The organism is Kribbella sp. NPDC059898 (assembly GCF_042730855.1).
Classification (GTDB): Bacteria; Actinomycetota; Actinomycetes; order Propionibacteriales; family Kribbellaceae; genus Kribbella.
This window is the reverse complement of the sequence record NZ_JBHWKR010000025.1, coordinates 57915-71870: the sequence shown is the minus strand read 5'-3', so window position 1 is coordinate 71870 and position 13956 is coordinate 57915. Positions and strand designations below refer to the sequence as shown.

The 13956-nt window shown below is 68.1% G+C and carries 21 protein-coding genes; 9 read left to right on the top strand and 12 right to left on the bottom strand.

The features are described 5' to 3' along the window. The first annotated feature begins 379 nt into the window (after positions 1–379). Both ACFV9C_RS42390 and ACFV9C_RS42385 read left to right on the top strand, forming a co-directional pair. Positions 380–1675 carry a helix-turn-helix transcriptional regulator gene (locus ACFV9C_RS42390; protein ID WP_380203327.1) on the top strand — a complete coding sequence of 432 codons (1296 nt, stop codon included), beginning with the start codon at positions 380–382 and terminating at the stop codon, positions 1673–1675. A gap of 4 nt (positions 1676–1679) precedes the next feature. Then, a complete protein-coding gene (locus ACFV9C_RS42385; protein WP_380203325.1) occupies positions 1680–2558 on the top strand; it encodes an aminoglycoside phosphotransferase family protein in 879 nt (292 codons plus the stop codon). Between the two features lie 99 nt (positions 2559–2657). Here ACFV9C_RS42385 and ACFV9C_RS42380 read toward each other — a convergent pair whose 3' ends face one another. The 11 genes from ACFV9C_RS42380 to ACFV9C_RS42330 form a co-directional block, all read right to left on the bottom strand. Continuing rightward, positions 2658–3104 carry a DUF6166 domain-containing protein gene (locus tag ACFV9C_RS42380; RefSeq protein ID WP_380203323.1) on the bottom strand — a complete coding sequence of 149 codons (447 nt, stop codon included), beginning with the start codon at positions 3102–3104 and terminating at the stop codon, positions 2658–2660. A 128-nt stretch (positions 3105–3232) separates the two neighbouring features. Further along, the gene (locus ACFV9C_RS42375) at positions 3233–3487 is read right to left on the bottom strand and encodes a hypothetical protein (protein ID WP_380203321.1); all 255 of its coding nucleotides are present in this window, start codon (positions 3485–3487) and stop codon (positions 3233–3235) included. Continuing rightward, complete coding sequence (locus ACFV9C_RS42370; RefSeq protein ID WP_380203319.1) at positions 3484–3948, bottom strand: hypothetical protein; 465 nt, start codon at positions 3946–3948, stop codon at positions 3484–3486. Before ACFV9C_RS42370 ends, ACFV9C_RS42375 begins: the two co-directional genes overlap by 4 nt. Beyond that, the gene (locus ACFV9C_RS42365; RefSeq protein WP_380203317.1) at positions 3945–4079 is read right to left on the bottom strand and encodes a hypothetical protein; all 135 of its coding nucleotides are present in this window, start codon (positions 4077–4079) and stop codon (positions 3945–3947) included. Before ACFV9C_RS42365 ends, ACFV9C_RS42370 begins: the two co-directional genes overlap by 4 nt. A 43-nt stretch (positions 4080–4122) precedes the next feature. Then, the gene (locus tag ACFV9C_RS42360) at positions 4123–4611 is read right to left on the bottom strand and encodes a hypothetical protein (RefSeq protein WP_380203315.1); all 489 of its coding nucleotides are present in this window, start codon (positions 4609–4611) and stop codon (positions 4123–4125) included. Positions 4612–4614: 3 nt separating this feature from the next. Continuing rightward, a complete protein-coding gene (locus tag ACFV9C_RS42355; RefSeq protein ID WP_380203313.1) occupies positions 4615–5316 on the bottom strand; it encodes a hypothetical protein in 702 nt (233 codons plus the stop codon). Between the two features lie 5 nt (positions 5317–5321). Further along, positions 5322–5588 (bottom strand): hypothetical protein, encoded by a 267-nt coding sequence (locus ACFV9C_RS42350; protein WP_380203311.1) that lies wholly within the window; start codon positions 5586–5588, stop codon positions 5322–5324. 65 nt (positions 5589–5653) lie between these two features. Beyond that, entirely contained in the window at positions 5654–6703 is a 1050-nt protein-coding gene (locus ACFV9C_RS42345) for a DUF6919 domain-containing protein (RefSeq protein WP_380203309.1), read from the bottom strand. Further along, positions 6700–6897, bottom strand: coding sequence for a hypothetical protein (locus ACFV9C_RS42340; protein ID WP_380203307.1), 198 nt, complete (start codon positions 6895–6897; stop codon positions 6700–6702). Before ACFV9C_RS42340 ends, ACFV9C_RS42345 begins: the two co-directional genes overlap by 4 nt. A gap of 130 nt (positions 6898–7027) precedes the next feature. Beyond that, positions 7028–7951, bottom strand: a complete 924-nt coding sequence (locus ACFV9C_RS42335; protein WP_380203305.1) for a hypothetical protein — start codon at positions 7949–7951, stop codon at positions 7028–7030. Between the two features lie 25 nt (positions 7952–7976). Then, positions 7977–8252: a hypothetical protein gene (locus tag ACFV9C_RS42330; RefSeq protein ID WP_380203303.1), complete on the bottom strand. Its 276-nt coding sequence runs from the start codon at positions 8250–8252 to the stop codon at positions 7977–7979. A gap of 130 nt (positions 8253–8382) precedes the next feature. Here ACFV9C_RS42330 and ACFV9C_RS42325 point away from each other — a divergent pair, with 130 nt between their 5' ends. The 7 genes from ACFV9C_RS42325 to ACFV9C_RS42295 all read left to right on the top strand — a co-directional run bounded on the left by ACFV9C_RS42325 (position 8383) and on the right by ACFV9C_RS42295 (position 12493). Beyond that, positions 8383–8766, top strand: a complete 384-nt coding sequence (locus ACFV9C_RS42325) for a hypothetical protein (RefSeq protein WP_380203301.1) — start codon at positions 8383–8385, stop codon at positions 8764–8766. Further along, positions 8763–9317 (top strand): hypothetical protein, encoded by a 555-nt coding sequence (locus ACFV9C_RS42320; protein ID WP_380203299.1) that lies wholly within the window; start codon positions 8763–8765, stop codon positions 9315–9317. The genes ACFV9C_RS42325 and ACFV9C_RS42320 overlap by 4 nt, the downstream gene beginning before the upstream one ends. Further along, positions 9314–10333, top strand: a complete 1020-nt coding sequence (locus tag ACFV9C_RS42315) for a hypothetical protein (protein WP_380203297.1) — start codon at positions 9314–9316, stop codon at positions 10331–10333. Before ACFV9C_RS42320 ends, ACFV9C_RS42315 begins: the two co-directional genes overlap by 4 nt. A 188-nt stretch (positions 10334–10521) precedes the next feature. Next, positions 10522–11043 carry a hypothetical protein gene (locus ACFV9C_RS42310; RefSeq protein ID WP_380203295.1) on the top strand — a complete coding sequence of 174 codons (522 nt, stop codon included), beginning with the start codon at positions 10522–10524 and terminating at the stop codon, positions 11041–11043. Positions 11044–11302: 259 nt separating this feature from the next. Further along, positions 11303–11824: a hypothetical protein gene (locus ACFV9C_RS42305; protein WP_380203293.1), complete on the top strand. Its 522-nt coding sequence runs from the start codon at positions 11303–11305 to the stop codon at positions 11822–11824. Between the two features lie 145 nt (positions 11825–11969). Then, positions 11970–12233: a WhiB family transcriptional regulator gene (locus ACFV9C_RS42300; RefSeq protein WP_380203291.1), complete on the top strand. Its 264-nt coding sequence runs from the start codon at positions 11970–11972 to the stop codon at positions 12231–12233. After that, positions 12233–12493 carry a hypothetical protein gene (locus ACFV9C_RS42295; RefSeq protein WP_380203289.1) on the top strand — a complete coding sequence of 87 codons (261 nt, stop codon included), beginning with the start codon at positions 12233–12235 and terminating at the stop codon, positions 12491–12493. Before ACFV9C_RS42300 ends, ACFV9C_RS42295 begins: the two co-directional genes overlap by 1 nt. 59 nt (positions 12494–12552) lie before the next feature. Here ACFV9C_RS42295 and tgmC read toward each other — a convergent pair whose 3' ends face one another. Further along, positions 12553–13758, bottom strand: coding sequence for an ATP-grasp peptide maturase system methyltransferase (gene tgmC, locus ACFV9C_RS42290; RefSeq protein ID WP_380203287.1), 1206 nt, complete (start codon positions 13756–13758; stop codon positions 12553–12555). Positions 13759–13956: the final 198 nt, after the last annotated feature.

The following is a 13956-nucleotide window of genomic DNA, read 5'->3' as shown; positions in this document are numbered from 1 at the left end:
GCGGTATGACGTAGACGTTCGGTCACCTCGGCTGAGCGCTTCTATAGGGCTCAAATCTGCCCTCGGCCCGATTTTGCGGGCACCAGTCGGTGTTTCCGCAGGTCAGAGGCCTGTTTTTGGTGCCCGTAGCTTGCGGGCACCTACGGGCACCACGTTTCGCCAACTTGGGTGTTTCCGCAGGTCAGAGCACACTTTGGCACTGCCCGCAGCTTACGGGCACCTGGCGGTGAGGCCGTGGCTGGTGCCGGTTTTGAGCGCTGTCGGGCCTTGTTGCGTTGGTGGCTACAGCCAGATCGGGTGGCTGATCGGGTGGCTGAGAGCGTGGCTGGGGCAGGTAACTTCCGAGATTTCGTCGGTGTTGTGAGTGAGACTGGTGGCTATGCGCAACGGATCGAGCACGGGGTGGCCGCAACGATTCCGTGAGGCCATGGCGTCCGCGGGGTTGCGCATCGAGGACGTGGCGGCGCGGATCGGCGTCGACCCCAAGACGGTGGAGCGGTGGTGCCGCGGCAAGACGCTGCCCTACCCCCGGCACCGGACGGCCCTCGCCGGGCTGCTGCGCGTGCCCGAGGAGAGCATCTGGCCGGCAGAGGAACTGAAGCCGAAACAGAGCGCCTCGTCGCCCGTGAACCTGGTGGTCGCCGGCAGCCCGTTGCCGGGAGGCTTCAACGACCCGCGCCAGGTGACCAACGCGGCGGCCGAGGCCTCGTTCGAGTTCCTGACCTGGGCAGAGGACACCCTGCCGGCCGCTGTACTCGACCACGTGATGTCCGAGCTGCAGCGCCTTGCGGTGGCGTACGTCCACGCGCCTGTCCGGCCGATCTTCGACGACCTGGTCCAGCTGCGCGACGCGACCTTCGGTCTGTTGAAGAACCGCCCGCACCCACGCCAGTCGCGCACCCTGTTCTTCACCGCAGGCACTGTCTGCACCCTGCTCGCTCACGCCAGCCAGAACCTCGGCAACTCCTCGGCCGCCCGAACGCAGGCAGCCGCGGCCTGGGCCTGCGCCGACCAAGCAGATCACGCAGGCCTGCGTTCGTGGGTCCGAGGCACTCAGGCACTGATCGCGGAGTGGACCGACAACTACAACGAGGCAGTCAGCTTCGCTCGCGACGGCCAGCGCTACGCCCTCGGTGAGCAGATGGTTCGTCTCGCCGCGATCGAAGGTCGCAGCCTGGCACGCATCGGCGACGCCGAGGGCGCTGTCCATGCCGTCGTACGGGCAGCTCGAGCTCGCGACACAGCCGGCGACCCGGACGAGGTCGGCGAGCTCGGCGGCATCCTGACCTTCCCGGCCGCCAAGCAGCTCTACTACGCCGGCAGCACCCTCAGCCTGGTCGGTCGCCATGCCGACGCCGAGAAAGCAGCCCGCGAGGCCATCTCCTTGTACGAGACCGGATCCCCGGCCGAACGGTCGTACGGCGACGAGGCCCTAGCCCGCGTCGACGTCGCCGCGGCCCGGCTCGCAGACGACGACCTCGACGGCATGCGCGAATCACTCGCCCCCGTGCTCGCGCTCCCGATCGCGCAACGCATCCGCCAGATCAGCGACGGACTGTCACGAGTCCAGCGCACCCTCGTCCTCCCCCGGTACCGCCGTGCGGCCTCGACGATCGAGCTGACCGAGCACATCGCGGGATTCAGCGCACCGGAAGGTCTTCCCCGCCTAGGCTGAGGGGGTGCTAGCCACCGACGCGAACACCGTCCGCACCGCCTGCGCGGATGTTGGCCTCAGCAGCGCCGACGCCGTACCGCTGCACGAACACGCAACCAGCGTCTGGTGGCTCCCCGCTGCTGATGCCGTTGCCCGGATCAGCCCAGGCCAGATGCGCGCAGACCTCGAGCGCACCGTGGCAGTCTCCCGATGGCTGGTCGACCAGACCTTCCCCGCCACCGAACCCCTGGCCGTCCGCCAACCGGTCGCCGTCGACGACCACCAGGTGACCTTCTGGCGTTACTACCCCCAGCCACCGACACCTCCTGCTCCCGAGCTGACGGCATCAGGCCTCGGCCAGATGCTCCGCCGCCTCCATGCCCTCCCCCAGCCGGACCTGCAGCTCCCGACGTACGCGCCGCTGGCCGGCCTCGACGATCTCCTCGAAGCAGACACCACCTTGCCGCCGGCCGACCGCGAGTGGCTGCTCGCCCGCCGTACCGAGCTCCTCGAGCAGTACACCGCGATCGACTCGGACCTAGGCGTCGGCTTCATCCACGGAGATGCCTACCCGGGCAACGTGATCTGGAACGGCGCGCACCCGATCCTGGGCGACTGGGACGAAGTCGCGATCGGCCCCCGGGAACTCGACCTGGTCAACACGCACCAGGGCGCCCGGGTCGGCCGCTCGCTGGCGGTCCGCCGGCGCTTTGCGGAGGCCTACGGCTGGGACGTCACAACCTGGCCCGGGTACGACGTACTGCGAGAGATCCGCGATGTGCACACTCTCGGTTCGTTCATCCGCCGCGCCGGCCGCGGCGATCAGACAGCACTGACCGAACTGGCCCATCGAATCCGCACCCTGAAGTCCGGCGACACGACGGCCACCTGGCACATCTGCTGAAGGAGACGATCGCAGGGATCGCCCGCCCCGTACCGTCCGGCTTTGGACTCATTGTGGTGCGCACTCCCTTTCAGGGGCGGGCAACAGCAGATCGAGGGATCAGTCGAGGCTGAACAGCGGCGGCAGGTACTGCAGAGCCGGCGGGATCTCATCGATGCCGCGCTGCAGATACCAGGCCCGCGCCCACCGCAGTACAACACCGCGCCGTAGACGCCACTCGTCACAGAACTGCGAGAGTACGTCGTCGCAGAAGTCCTCCCTCAGGTCGACGAGTACCCGATCTTCTGGGTAGGCGCTCAGCGAGATCCCCGCAGCGTCTTGGTCACCGAGGTCTAGTGCATCGGCCAGGATCGCCGAGGCGGCCCTGCTGGTGCCGCCGCCGTTGTAACCCCATCCGAATCCGCCGCCGTCCCCATTGGTCGGGAACAGCTCGTACAGCACGGTCACCGACTCCCGTTCAGTCGGTCCGGTTGCTGGCATTTCGGCTTCGATCCGGGACAGTTCGTAGGTCTGTACGCCGTGATACGTCCGGTCCTGGTACGGCATCCATCACTCCCCTTTGGCTGAGAATCCTCCGCGCCGACGTGGCGCCGGTTCTCCATGATCGAACAAGTGTTCGCGAGCTTCGGGGAGGTCCGGCCTGGCCCGCGCGTCGACCGGATCGAACGGCAGCGTCAGTCGCCGCGGCGCTGTTCGTACCGGTCGTGTTCGTCCACGCGTCCGAGGTACGCGACGGCGGAGACGGCGTCTTCGATTCGTGCGGTGTGCGGGTAGGCGATGGCACCTTTCGAGGTGCGGCAGCGGACGCCGGCAGTCGAGTCACAACGGCGGCAGCGCATGGCGAGGATGAACGGATATGCCTCCCGCACCGAGTCGTCTCCGAGCAGCGCACTGAGCTGCTGGTACGCGGTCCCCAGCAGTTCTCTCACCGGATCCCCCCTACGTTCGTGGACGTCGTCGACGAGTCCAGGCGAACGTTGTGCGAGCGCAGATCGTCGACGTGGATGCGCCAATTGATCTCGCCATCAGGTAACAGGGCGTCAAGCCGGGCAACCTGAGCCGGCAACTTGGCGTGGACAACTGCGCCAGTGCCGCTCGGGCAGATCCCAGGACGGCGGGTCCGGCCCGCCGCGGTGCGGATGCTGGTGAAGTAGACCCAGCCACTGGCAGAGATCATCTGCTGCTGAGCCGCGATCGCCTGCGCAGCGGCAGGATCAGTGTGATGCCACGCATCGAAGAAGCCGGATGGGTTCAGCTGCTCACACGCAGAGCAACTGCCAGATACATCGGCCAGCTGTGAACCGCCCGGCTCTCGAAAGGGTCTCTGCCACGGCGACGGGTGGACCTCTCGGCAATGCTGTGCAAGCAGCACGAGTAGTTCGTTGATCATCGTCGGCGGCCTCCCGGGTCGACGTTGTTCAGGCGGAAGCGCATCGCGAGGATGAACGGGTACGTTTTCCGTGGCGAGTTGCCGCCGAGCAGGGCACCAAGCTGCTCGTAGGCGGTTCCGAGGATCTTCACTGCGACCACGCCCGGAGCAGCAGGCCCGTGTTGTCTCGCTTGGTCACTGGTCCGGGTCCCTGAGCGCAGCCGCGAACGTGTCCGCGAACTCGGGGTTCCTGGCTCGGAGGGTGTCCCAAACTCGCTGCGCCGCAGCACGGCCGGGCTCGGTGAGCACGAGTCCACCAACGCCCTGGTCGACGAAGCCAGCTACGAGCAACGGGTCGATGTCTTCTCGCTTTGCCCGCTCCTTGAACCACCGGGTGCGGAGCAGGAGGGAGAGCAGGACCTCGAGCTGCCGGTCGGGCAGGTCGACGCCGGGGAATTCCTGCTGGGTCGGTGTCTCGATGACCTCGGCGTCCTGCAGCGCGTCCATGCCTGCGTGGGCAACGCGTAAGCCGTGCTCGCCGATCAGGGTTTGCAGGTAGGAGTCCGCGCGCCGGGCGGCGTGGACGATGGAGTGGTCCTCGTCGGTGAGGTCGCGGCCGTTTTCGTCGGTGTCAGGTACGTCGACGGTGATCTCGACGTGGGTGGTGAAGCGGATCTGTCGCATGGGTCAGTGCCCTCTCGGGTCGAGATTGGTCAGGATGGTGTGGATCTCACGCAGCGGCTGTGCGTACTCGGAAACGTCCTCGGCGGCGACGTCGGACAGTGCGAGCAGCGCCTGGAACTGGACGCTGGACAACTGGATCGTGGCGGGCCACCCGTTCGCGTTCGGGCGACGTAGGCCGGCTACCTCGTACGGGTCCAGCGTCGGCGCTTTGACGCCGGCGAGGCGCTGCGCGACGTCGTCGGCGGTCACGTGGTCGATCGTGACCTGACGAGGCGGCTGACCAGGAGTGAGCACGAGCGCTTCACCTGGTGTCGGTTCGGATTGCTCGATGCTGGCGTACACGCGTCGTCCGTCAGCCAGGTAGCGCGCGATGTACTTGCCGCTCGGTGCGTCATCGACGAGCGGCCAGCCCGAGCGTTGCTTGGCGGCGTAGTCGAGGATCTGCTCCAGGTGCTCCTCGACGTCGCGCACAGCGTCGGTGATCCGGGTGCCGGCGTTCATCCGCTCCGGGTAGCCGCTACCGGGCTGGTCGTTGGTCCACGCGTCGGCCCATGCCCACCCGTCCGGGTAGTTGGGGTCGGCCTCGATCGGGACCTGAGCGACCCAGCGGTCCCCACTCACGTCGAGCCACTTGCGGAGCCGGACCGGCAGTCCGTCGACGCTACGGATCTCCTTGTCGACGCGGGTCCATGTGAGTTTCGGCATGTTGTTCAGTCTCCTTGGTCGGCTGGCCGTTCGTCGGCTGTGTCGCCGTGGTCGTTGCGCGGTTCAGGAGTCAGTCCGTCCCGCACCACGGCGGGTTGGCTCGGCCTGCGCCACAAGCGCAGTTCGAAGTCAGAGTCGACCTCGTACAGCACGTACTCGATGTAGCCGTGGTCGCGCACCAGCCAGCCGGGAGGAGTGCCGCGCTCGGGGTGGTACCCGAGGATGGTCGGGTACCGGCCGGGCTTGATCGGCATACACGCTTCTTCGGTCATGGCCCCGCACCGCGGGCACGATGACCGCCTGGGCGAGTAGTCGTACTCCAGCGTCCCGGGCTTGCTCATGGCCGATCCGAGAGTGCGGGGGATGTGCGCGCGGTCGTCGCGGCGGCGGTGAGTGCCTTGAGGAGCGCGGGCCACAGTACGGCGCTGCTTCCCCAGTCCTGGTCGACGATGGTGACTTGGTATGCGGCGTTCATCGCTGCGCTGGCCCCGCGGGAGCACCAGCTCCCGTAGCTGCGCTGGATGTCGCTGGGCAGTGCCCTGACGCCGAACTCGGTGACGGTCCGCCCGGCGCGCCTGGTGACGGCCACCGGCTCCGGCTCGCGGTCGTTGTTGGATGGCCTGTTCACGATGCACCGCAGTCCGTAGTAGCGCGCGGTCGACGTGAGCGCCTGGACCAGGTGCTCGTCGACGACGTAGCCCTGGACGGCCGCCCGATGGTCGAGGCTGACCTTGCCGCCGTGGCCGTCGTCATCGAGGTCGAAGATGGCCTGCTGCGCCTGGTCAGTCAGGAACCCGGCCCGGTTCGCGGCGACGAGCACAGGCGCCAGTTCGAGCGTCTCGAGGTCCGGTTCGCCTTGTCCGTTGGGATGCCAGGCCAGCTGGCCTTCCAGCCACTGCGCGTTCAGGTCGCACAGCTGGCGAAAGCTCGCTGCGGTGGTCCAGCGGCGGGCCGCCTCGGCGACCTGGCGGCGCCTGCGACGCCGGCCCCGGAACAGTCCCAGCGGCGACCACGCCCGCGGTTGCGTGCACTCGCTGCACACCTTGCCTACGCACACGTCCGGTCCATCTGCCGGCCGGACCCCGCACCGTGCTCGCGGCGGCTTCACGCCGAGCCGGTCCAGCCAGTGCTGCCACGGGCCCACGATGTGTGTGACGGCCGATTCCGGCCGGGCGAAGTTCATCCCCACGTCGGTGGCCGCGGTCAGGAGCAGTACGGCGATCCGCTGGTCGATGACGCTGTAGTAGTCGTACCCAGCCTCGTACTGGGCAGCGAGCGTCTCGGTCTTCTGAAGCCCAGCGGCGAACGGCTGCCCGTCGCGCGAATCTTCCAGGCCCGCGAGGAAGGCGTCCATTTCGTCTTGCTGCCGTGGACCGAGCCGGGTCATCGGCGGGTCCCCGTCCGCTCGTCGCCGATCCAGGCGATCAGTACGCAGATGGCAGTGACCGCCAAGAAGCCGGCCGCAATCGCCCAGCCGGTGTGCGATCCGGGCCCGGTGTACGCGAGGATCCCCGCGCCCGCGGCCAGAACGAAGAGCAGCCCGATCCGGGTGGTCACGCGGATCCGGATCTTTCGAGTCATGTCGCCCACTTCCCTTCTTCGTGTCGCTGGATGGTGCGGATGCCGGGTCGAGCATCTGAGCTGATCCGGGTTGCCTGGTCGGGGCGGCGCGCTCAATGCTTGCTGTGCACGCCGCCCCGGGCGCCTGAGGTCAGGCGCCGAGTGCAGCCGCTTCCTTGCGCAACCGCCGCAGCTTCTTCTGGGCCTTGTCGTCGAGTGCCGCGCGGACCTCGCTCTCGTCGATGCCGCGCTTGGCGGCCAGTGCCGCAACGGCCCGGCCGACGTATGCACGCCAGCCCTCGGCCTGCAGGTGGCGGAACTCGTACCACTCGTCGTCGACCAGGGCAGCGACGGCAGCGATCTCCGCGCCCCGCTCGGTTTTGATGGGCCGGTTGTCCTCGTCGAGCAGCGGAGTGCCGTCCGGGTTGGTGATTGCCTTGGCCGCCGCTGCGGCACTCTTCGCGGCGCGCTGCTCCCGCTGAATGGCCAGGTCGTGCTGCACCTGCACCTCGTCAGGCGTGAACAGGCTGCGCGGTCGCCGCAGGTCCTCGACCGGAGCGTCGGGATAGCAGACGGTGCAGGCGTCGGACCCTGCCTGCCGGATGATCTCGGCCTGGTTGCTGCCGGACAGCTCGGCGAACCAGTAGAACGCGGTGAGGGACTGCCCGTTGTTGCAGGTCGAGCACCACTTGGTGCTGTGGATGTGCCCACGTCCGTTGGTGACGGCCAGGTAGGCGCGCGTCCAGCCGCCTCGGGCCGTGAACTCAGCCTCCAGCTGGTCCACCTGGTGCGCTATCTCGGCGACCATGCCGAGCTGCTTGCGCAGTCCCGCGAGCGCTTCCTGCGCTCGATCCTTGGCGTAGCTGTCGCCGTCCATCTGGGCGATCTCGTCGGCCTTGTCCCGGGCCGCGCCCGCGCTCATGCCCCAACGGCCGGTGCGGTCAGTGCTGTCGCCGGCCGCATGGTGGATGGCGACCTGCGCCCGGTCGACCGCCTTGTTGCCCGCGGCCAGGTCGTTGAGCAGATCCCGCAGCTTCGTGTCGATCTCGGCAGGGGTCGTGGTGGCGATGTTCATGGGTATGTCCCTTCCTGGTCCGGCGTCAGACCGTGGCCGGGCCGCACAAGGCGGCGTGGAGAACGATGGCGGCCTGCTTCACGTCATCGAGTGCGACCGGCTGGGCCGCGAGCTCGTCGCGCAGCTCCAGGGCCAGCTCGTTGTGGGCAGTGCTCTGGAGCAGCCCACTGAGAAAGGCGGCCTCCTGCCGCAGAACGCGGACCTGCCCGGCGTCGTAGCGGGCTCGGACGAGCGCCTCGTCGATGGTGATCAGGCTCCCGAGAGCCTGCGTGTGCCGAGTCGCGTCGGTCGCGGTCCGCATCAGTCAGTCACTTCCTTCGGTGCGAGGGCTGCCGTTTTTCCGGCGTGCCACAAGTGTCACACATAACCTTGCCAATTAGCAAGTCATCAGCATATGATGATCTTGTCGAACAGCAAGGAAGGGGAATGTGATGGTGGAACGCTGGATGATCTACCGCGAGCTGGAGCGCCTGGTCGCCGAGCACTCGGAGCACCTGCAGGCGAGCCAGCGACGCCTGGCGCCGTTGTACGTGGAGGCCGAAAGGAATCCGAAGTACCAGGAGCACGTCGTCGCCGCGAAGATGGACCTCCTGGAGCAGCGCTCGCTCCTGATGGACGAGTTCGCCAAGGCCGCAGTGACGCTGCTGCTCAACCGATCCGCTCCGGCCACGGCTCCTGCACCCGCAGCCAGCCGCATGGCCGCGGCGCAGGCCGCGTTCGACAACCGCCACGACGTCGAAGACACCCCGGCCAATCGGGAGACCTTCGTAGCCGGCTACCTGCAGGCGCTGCGCGACCAGGCAGGCCCGTCATGACCGGCCTGACCACCAAGCTGCGCAACCTCCTCGACGGCGCCCGCAACGCCGTCGAGGAGGTCATCGCCACCGACCGCCAGGTCGCCGAGCAATGCCTGCTCGACCTGCGCGCCGGCATCCGGGACGAAACCCCCGCCTGGAACGCCGCCAACACCGCAGCCTGGCTCGCGCTGAAGGTCACGCCCTGGTACGTGCGCTGGTACGCCGACCGGAAGGCAATGCGTGCCAACGAGGGTCTGTGGGCCGAGGTCGACGAGCTGGCTGATGCCGCCTGCTACCGCGACTGCTGCGTGGCCGAGGACAACCAGGCCGACGCCGATCTGGAAGAGCTCGGCGCCTGGAGTACCGACGTACGCGAATGGCTGGCGCACCTCTCCACCTGCCACCCAATCGAGTTCAGCACCGACCTCGCCGCAGCACTAACCGCCGTGGCGATCCGTGCCGGGACCGGCCGCGCAAACCCCGAACGAGTCCGAGCCCAGATCGACCTCGCCCTCGCGAACGCCCGGGAGGAGACATGCAGCGGATGCCGACCGATGAGCGCCCTGTGAAGTCAGCAAACCGCGCCGCGCTGCGAGCCGAACTCGACTACTACGGGGCCCTTCAGCCCACGGCCGTGCTCATGTGGGAGGTCGATGCCCGACGCAACGACCGTGAGTACGGCTACCGGCTGCGCTGGCGGCAGTTCTACGACCCAGGCCAATCCACCCCGGACCAACCCTCCTGGGGAACGACCCGCGTCGCCTGGCGCGACGCCGAGATCTGCGGACTCCAAGGCGAACCCATCGCCTACCCGTTCCACTGGCCAGGCCACCTCCACGAGACCTTCCCGCCCGAGCGGATCGCTGCTCTCGAAGCCGATGGCTGGACGGTCAAGACTGCTGTCTACGAAGCCGCACCGCCACCCCGACCGGTCACCTTTGCAGCCGCCCGACCCAACACCGCACCGACCGACCTTGGTGCTTCCTGCACCAATTGCCACATCGCGATCGGCCGCCCGGACCCGAAGTTCCCATGGCGCCACGAGGCGACCGGCTCGACGTACTGCCCAGAAATCCACCCCGGCCATTGGAACAAGGACCCCATGCGCCACCGACCAGAAAGGACCACGACCATGCAGCACTACACCGTCCACGCCCTGATCCGGCCGGCCACACCGGGCCTGCAGATCCAGGACGAGTTCGTCCCCACCGCGACCGTACAGACGGCCTCCGGTGGCCTCCAGGCCGTCACACTGACGATCACCGCAACCACCGCCGCCCGGGCCGCGGCCGATGCTCTCGTCGCGCTCGAGGGCCATGGTGACATCGAGGCGATCAGCACCGGGACCGCCGGCGCCCTCGCCGACCTGGCGAAGTGGGAGAACGTCCCGCCGCTGGCCAGCGTCACCGAGGCCGCGGAAGCGTTCGGCGCCTCCCGCCAGGCCGTGCTGCAGCGGATCGGTCTCGGCACCCTGTCGGCCCGCAAGATCGGCCGCGAGTTCGCGATCCTTGCCACGGACCTTCCCACCGCCGCCCCGCGCGACGTCGACGAGCCGCGCCGTACCGCAGAGCACAGTCAGTCGTGACCGGGAATCCTGGACCAATGCTCCCGACCACACCAGCCGGCAAGCTACGCCTTGCGGACTTGGTGTGCCGCCGGCATCGGCGGATCGCGGTCGACCGCTGGCCCATCTTCCGTACGCCCCACTCACTGTTCGAGAGCGTGACCTGCCCGGAATGCTCGGCGAACCGTGACCGACTGTGCCCACAGCTCATGGTCAAGGTCCTGCCGGACCTCGCGCCGTGGCAGTTCGAGAGCCTCAGCGCCTATCACGAGGCCGCTCACACGGTGGCCGCCGTTGCGGTCGGTCACCCCGTCGAACACGTGAGCATCGAACGGCACGCCGTAGACATCGTCGACAGCCCGGCCGGGGGAACAGCGCTCGGGCCCTGGTCGGCGCCCGTCGTCGACCATCTGACCATGCTCTGGGCCGGCCAACGTGCGGCCCTGCGCCGTCTGGAGGAACTCGGGCTGGTAACCGAAGCCAACCTCGTCGACCTGGCATGGCAAGGAGCATCTGACCTTGTCGAGATCGACCGGTGGACCACCAGGTTCGAGCTGGACCCAGAAACCGGGCTGGCACCCGCGGAGAGCTTCATCTCGAGGTGCTGGGCCGCGATCGCCGGGCTCGCGGCCATGCTGAGCAAGCACTACACGCTGACCGGCGACCAGGTGAACGCCTATGTCGCCCGCAACCACCCGCACCTGGTGTCCTCGCCCCAGCTCCAGCAGTAGACCTGGCCGGCCGCTCCCCCCAAACACGCGACCGCTGGACGAGCGTGTTGCATAGGTTTAAAGTAATTAGTGTGTTAGTTGCATTGCCGTCAGTGACCACGGGTCGTCGAAGGTACTGGGTCACGTAGGAGCGACATCGCCGATCGAAGACGGCGGCAACGACTTACGCCGAATGAAAACAGCGACCGGACCAACGGATTAGAGGCCCACAGGTCCGGTCGCCGACCCACCCAGACACACCAGGTAGGAGGAGCCCATCATGGCACCCAATCCACCTCTCGTGGCGGAACTCGATCCGCGGGAAGAGGCGAGCACTTCACCGCTCGTCGACGCCCGCAAAGTCTTCGGCTGGGCCCGCACCAGCCAGCACCACCGGCTCGACCTGTGGATCCTCGACGTCGACGGCACCGAGTACGTCAGCGACCGTCACGTGATGATCCGCCGCGACCGGCTGACCGGCATCAACCGGCTGTGGGCATGCACAGTCGCGCTCACCCCGCGCAGTGCGCCGGCGCTCGAAGCGGCACTCCACGCCCGACTCTCCTCGCGCCCAAGCGGGTCGGTGTTCGCCCTCGAGCGCATCACCGCGCTCTACCTGGTCGGCGCCGGCGTCCAGCGCCTGCAGGGCAAACACAGTGACCTCCACGCCGTCATGCACGGTGCGGACCGCATCGGCCTCGCCGTACCGCTGACGAAGACCGACCCGGCCCGGCCCTTCGGCGTCGTGCCCGGTCTTCCGCCTGGCCCCTACCAGACCCCATTCACCTGGGACGAACGATGACCCGCGGCCCCCGTCCCGATCCCGATCACTGCAAGGACTGGTGCCGGCCCACGAAGCACAAGTTCTGCATGGGGGCCTGCTGCCCCCACCTGCACACCCCGGCCGCCAGAGCGGCCCGCGAGACCACGAGGAAGGAGTCCCGCTCATGAACGAACTGATGGCGCTCGTCGACGGTGAGGCGATCGAGGAGGAGCCGAACTGGCAGGAATGGGCACTGTGTGCCCAGACCGACCCGGAGGCCTTCTTCCCGGAGAAGGGCGGTTCCACCCGCGAGGCCAAGAAGGTGTGCCTCGGCTGCGACGTCCGGGGCGAATGCCTCGAGTACGCGCTGCAGAACGACGAGCGCTTCGGTATCTGGGGCGGTCTGTCGGAGCGGGAGCGCCGCAAGCTGAAGAAGAAGGCCGTCTGATGAGCTCCACCGCTCCCAATCCGGCGCCCGGGCCGCACGTTGCCGTCGTGCGGCAATCCAGGCGACAGCGGCTGACCTTGACGTTCACCTCGTTCACGAGCGGGCTTTCCCTGGCCCAAGCGGCACACGGAAGCAAGCTCTGGATCATCCTCGCCGCGGTCAGCGCCGTGAACGCCGTCGACCAACTCCGCCGACTGCGCCGCGGCGACGTGCGCCAGCGAAGCTCGGCGAGCCCAGGCGATCAGCCAATCTCCAGCTGACCTTGCACGACGACGCTGCCCACAGCCCCCGATCACGAGGTGCTGTGGGCAGCGTCGTACTACACCGGCGGGAGCTCCCAGCCTTCCTCGGAGCCGAAACTGATTGTCTGCCGATCAGGGGTGATCTGGATCCGGAACGCGGTCAGCTCCGGTTCTCCCGCGCTGCGCCAGGAAGCGATCGCCGGTTCGACGACGTCCCAGATCAGCCGCCGGCCACCCTGCTGAACGGCCCACCCGGACGGGCTCGTGCTGTCGCGATGGAACCGGACGTACGACCGGTCGGACTCGATCACCAGATGCTCCGGCAGCCCCATCCCCCACTCCGGGTCGGTGTACATGTAGTGAGCCTCGGGCGCGGCGAGCTGGATGACCCGCAGCAGCGCGCTCGGTCCGTCGAACACGTCGGGCCCGGCCTCCGTGGGCCGATAGCCCAAGGCGGCGTCGTACGAGGTGTCGGGGATCGTCAGGACCTCTTCAGGGCGACGTGTCCGCGCCGGCATGAAGCCGACGTCGGGATCGATGAACGCTCCCTCAGCCGTCTCCGGCCCGGTTACCTCGAGCTTGGCGAGCCCGGTGGCCCCGAGCCGCCCGTCCAGGGTGACCAAGATGATGCCGCCCGGGCGCGTCTGCTCGACCCAGGCCTGCGGGATGCTGCGCAACGCACAGGTAGCGATGACGCGGTCGTACGGCGCTGCCGGCGCGTAGCCGGCCAAGCCGTCACCCACAACGAGGTGCGGGTGGTACCGGCCAGCGCGCAGGGCAGCGGCGGCCCGCTCGGCGACGGCCTGATCGACTTCGATCGACCAGATGCTGTCGCCGGTGAGGTAGTGGCTGCCGAGCGCCGTGGAGTACCCGGTGCCGGTGCCGATCTCGAGCACCTTCTGGCCGGGCGAGACGTCGAGGTCCTCCCACATGCGTACCACGAGGCTCGGCATGGTCGACGACGACGTCGGGGTACCGGTCCGCGGCTTCGTGATGTCACCGGGCCAGGTGTCGCCATTCAGTTGGGTGACCCAGGTGTCGTCGGAGTACACCAGCTCCAGCTGCTGATCCGGATCCAGCGACGTCGATGGGCTGTAGAGCGTGACCTGCGAACGATCGGGCTCGGTGGTAGTGAAGAAGTCCCCCGTGAACAGTTCCCGCGGGACGGCCTCGACCGCAGCCCGCCACCCTGCAGAGCGCAGTACGCCGGCCGCGGCCAGCTGCTCAGCCAGCGCGTGCCGGAGGCGTGCCGTGTCACTGCCCGTCTGCTGCTGGATATTCACGAGACCTCCCGTAGTCGACTGGCTGCCGATGCAACCCTCGGTGCGCAGATCCAATTCCTGCCCAGTGCAAGGTTCTCGGCCCAGATCGCGGCCCGCCGACAGGCCGAGGGCTCGGGCAGACCAAGGTAGCTGTCGAGGTTCCGGCCGTCACCACTCAGCAGGTATGCGTGCATCTGTGCTCGGCCCGCGGGTCGGCCG

Bases quoted from the DNA above. Each gene is read 5' to 3' on its own strand.
- ACFV9C_RS42390 (WP_380203327.1), top strand. From the start codon at position 380: ATGCGCAACGGATCGAGCACGGGGTGGCCGCAACGATTCCGTGAGGCC.
- ACFV9C_RS42380 (WP_380203323.1), bottom strand. From the start codon at position 3,104: ATGCCGTACCAGGACCGGACGTATCACGGCGTACAGACCTACGAACTG.
- ACFV9C_RS42370 (WP_380203319.1), bottom strand. From the start codon at position 3,948: ATGATCAACGAACTACTCGTGCTGCTTGCACAGCATTGCCGAGAGGTC.
- ACFV9C_RS42360 (WP_380203315.1), bottom strand. From the start codon at position 4,611: ATGCGACAGATCCGCTTCACCACCCACGTCGAGATCACCGTCGACGTA.
- ACFV9C_RS42355 (WP_380203313.1), bottom strand. From the start codon at position 5,316: ATGCCGAAACTCACATGGACCCGCGTCGACAAGGAGATCCGTAGCGTC.
- ACFV9C_RS42350 (WP_380203311.1), bottom strand. From the start codon at position 5,588: ATGACCGAAGAAGCGTGTATGCCGATCAAGCCCGGCCGGTACCCGACC.
- ACFV9C_RS42345 (WP_380203309.1), bottom strand. From the start codon at position 6,703: ATGACCCGGCTCGGTCCACGGCAGCAAGACGAAATGGACGCCTTCCTC.
- ACFV9C_RS42340 (WP_380203307.1), bottom strand. From the start codon at position 6,897: ATGACTCGAAAGATCCGGATCCGCGTGACCACCCGGATCGGGCTGCTC.
- ACFV9C_RS42335 (WP_380203305.1), bottom strand. From the start codon at position 7,951: ATGAACATCGCCACCACGACCCCTGCCGAGATCGACACGAAGCTGCGG.
- ACFV9C_RS42330 (WP_380203303.1), bottom strand. From the start codon at position 8,252: ATGCGGACCGCGACCGACGCGACTCGGCACACGCAGGCTCTCGGGAGC.
- ACFV9C_RS42325 (WP_380203301.1), top strand. From the start codon at position 8,383: ATGGTGGAACGCTGGATGATCTACCGCGAGCTGGAGCGCCTGGTCGCC.
- ACFV9C_RS42320 (WP_380203299.1), top strand. From the start codon at position 8,763: ATGACCGGCCTGACCACCAAGCTGCGCAACCTCCTCGACGGCGCCCGC.
- ACFV9C_RS42310 (WP_380203295.1), top strand. From the start codon at position 10,522: ATGGTCAAGGTCCTGCCGGACCTCGCGCCGTGGCAGTTCGAGAGCCTC.
- ACFV9C_RS42305 (WP_380203293.1), top strand. From the start codon at position 11,303: ATGGCACCCAATCCACCTCTCGTGGCGGAACTCGATCCGCGGGAAGAG.
- ACFV9C_RS42300 (WP_380203291.1), top strand. From the start codon at position 11,970: ATGAACGAACTGATGGCGCTCGTCGACGGTGAGGCGATCGAGGAGGAG.
- ACFV9C_RS42295 (WP_380203289.1), top strand. From the start codon at position 12,233: ATGAGCTCCACCGCTCCCAATCCGGCGCCCGGGCCGCACGTTGCCGTC.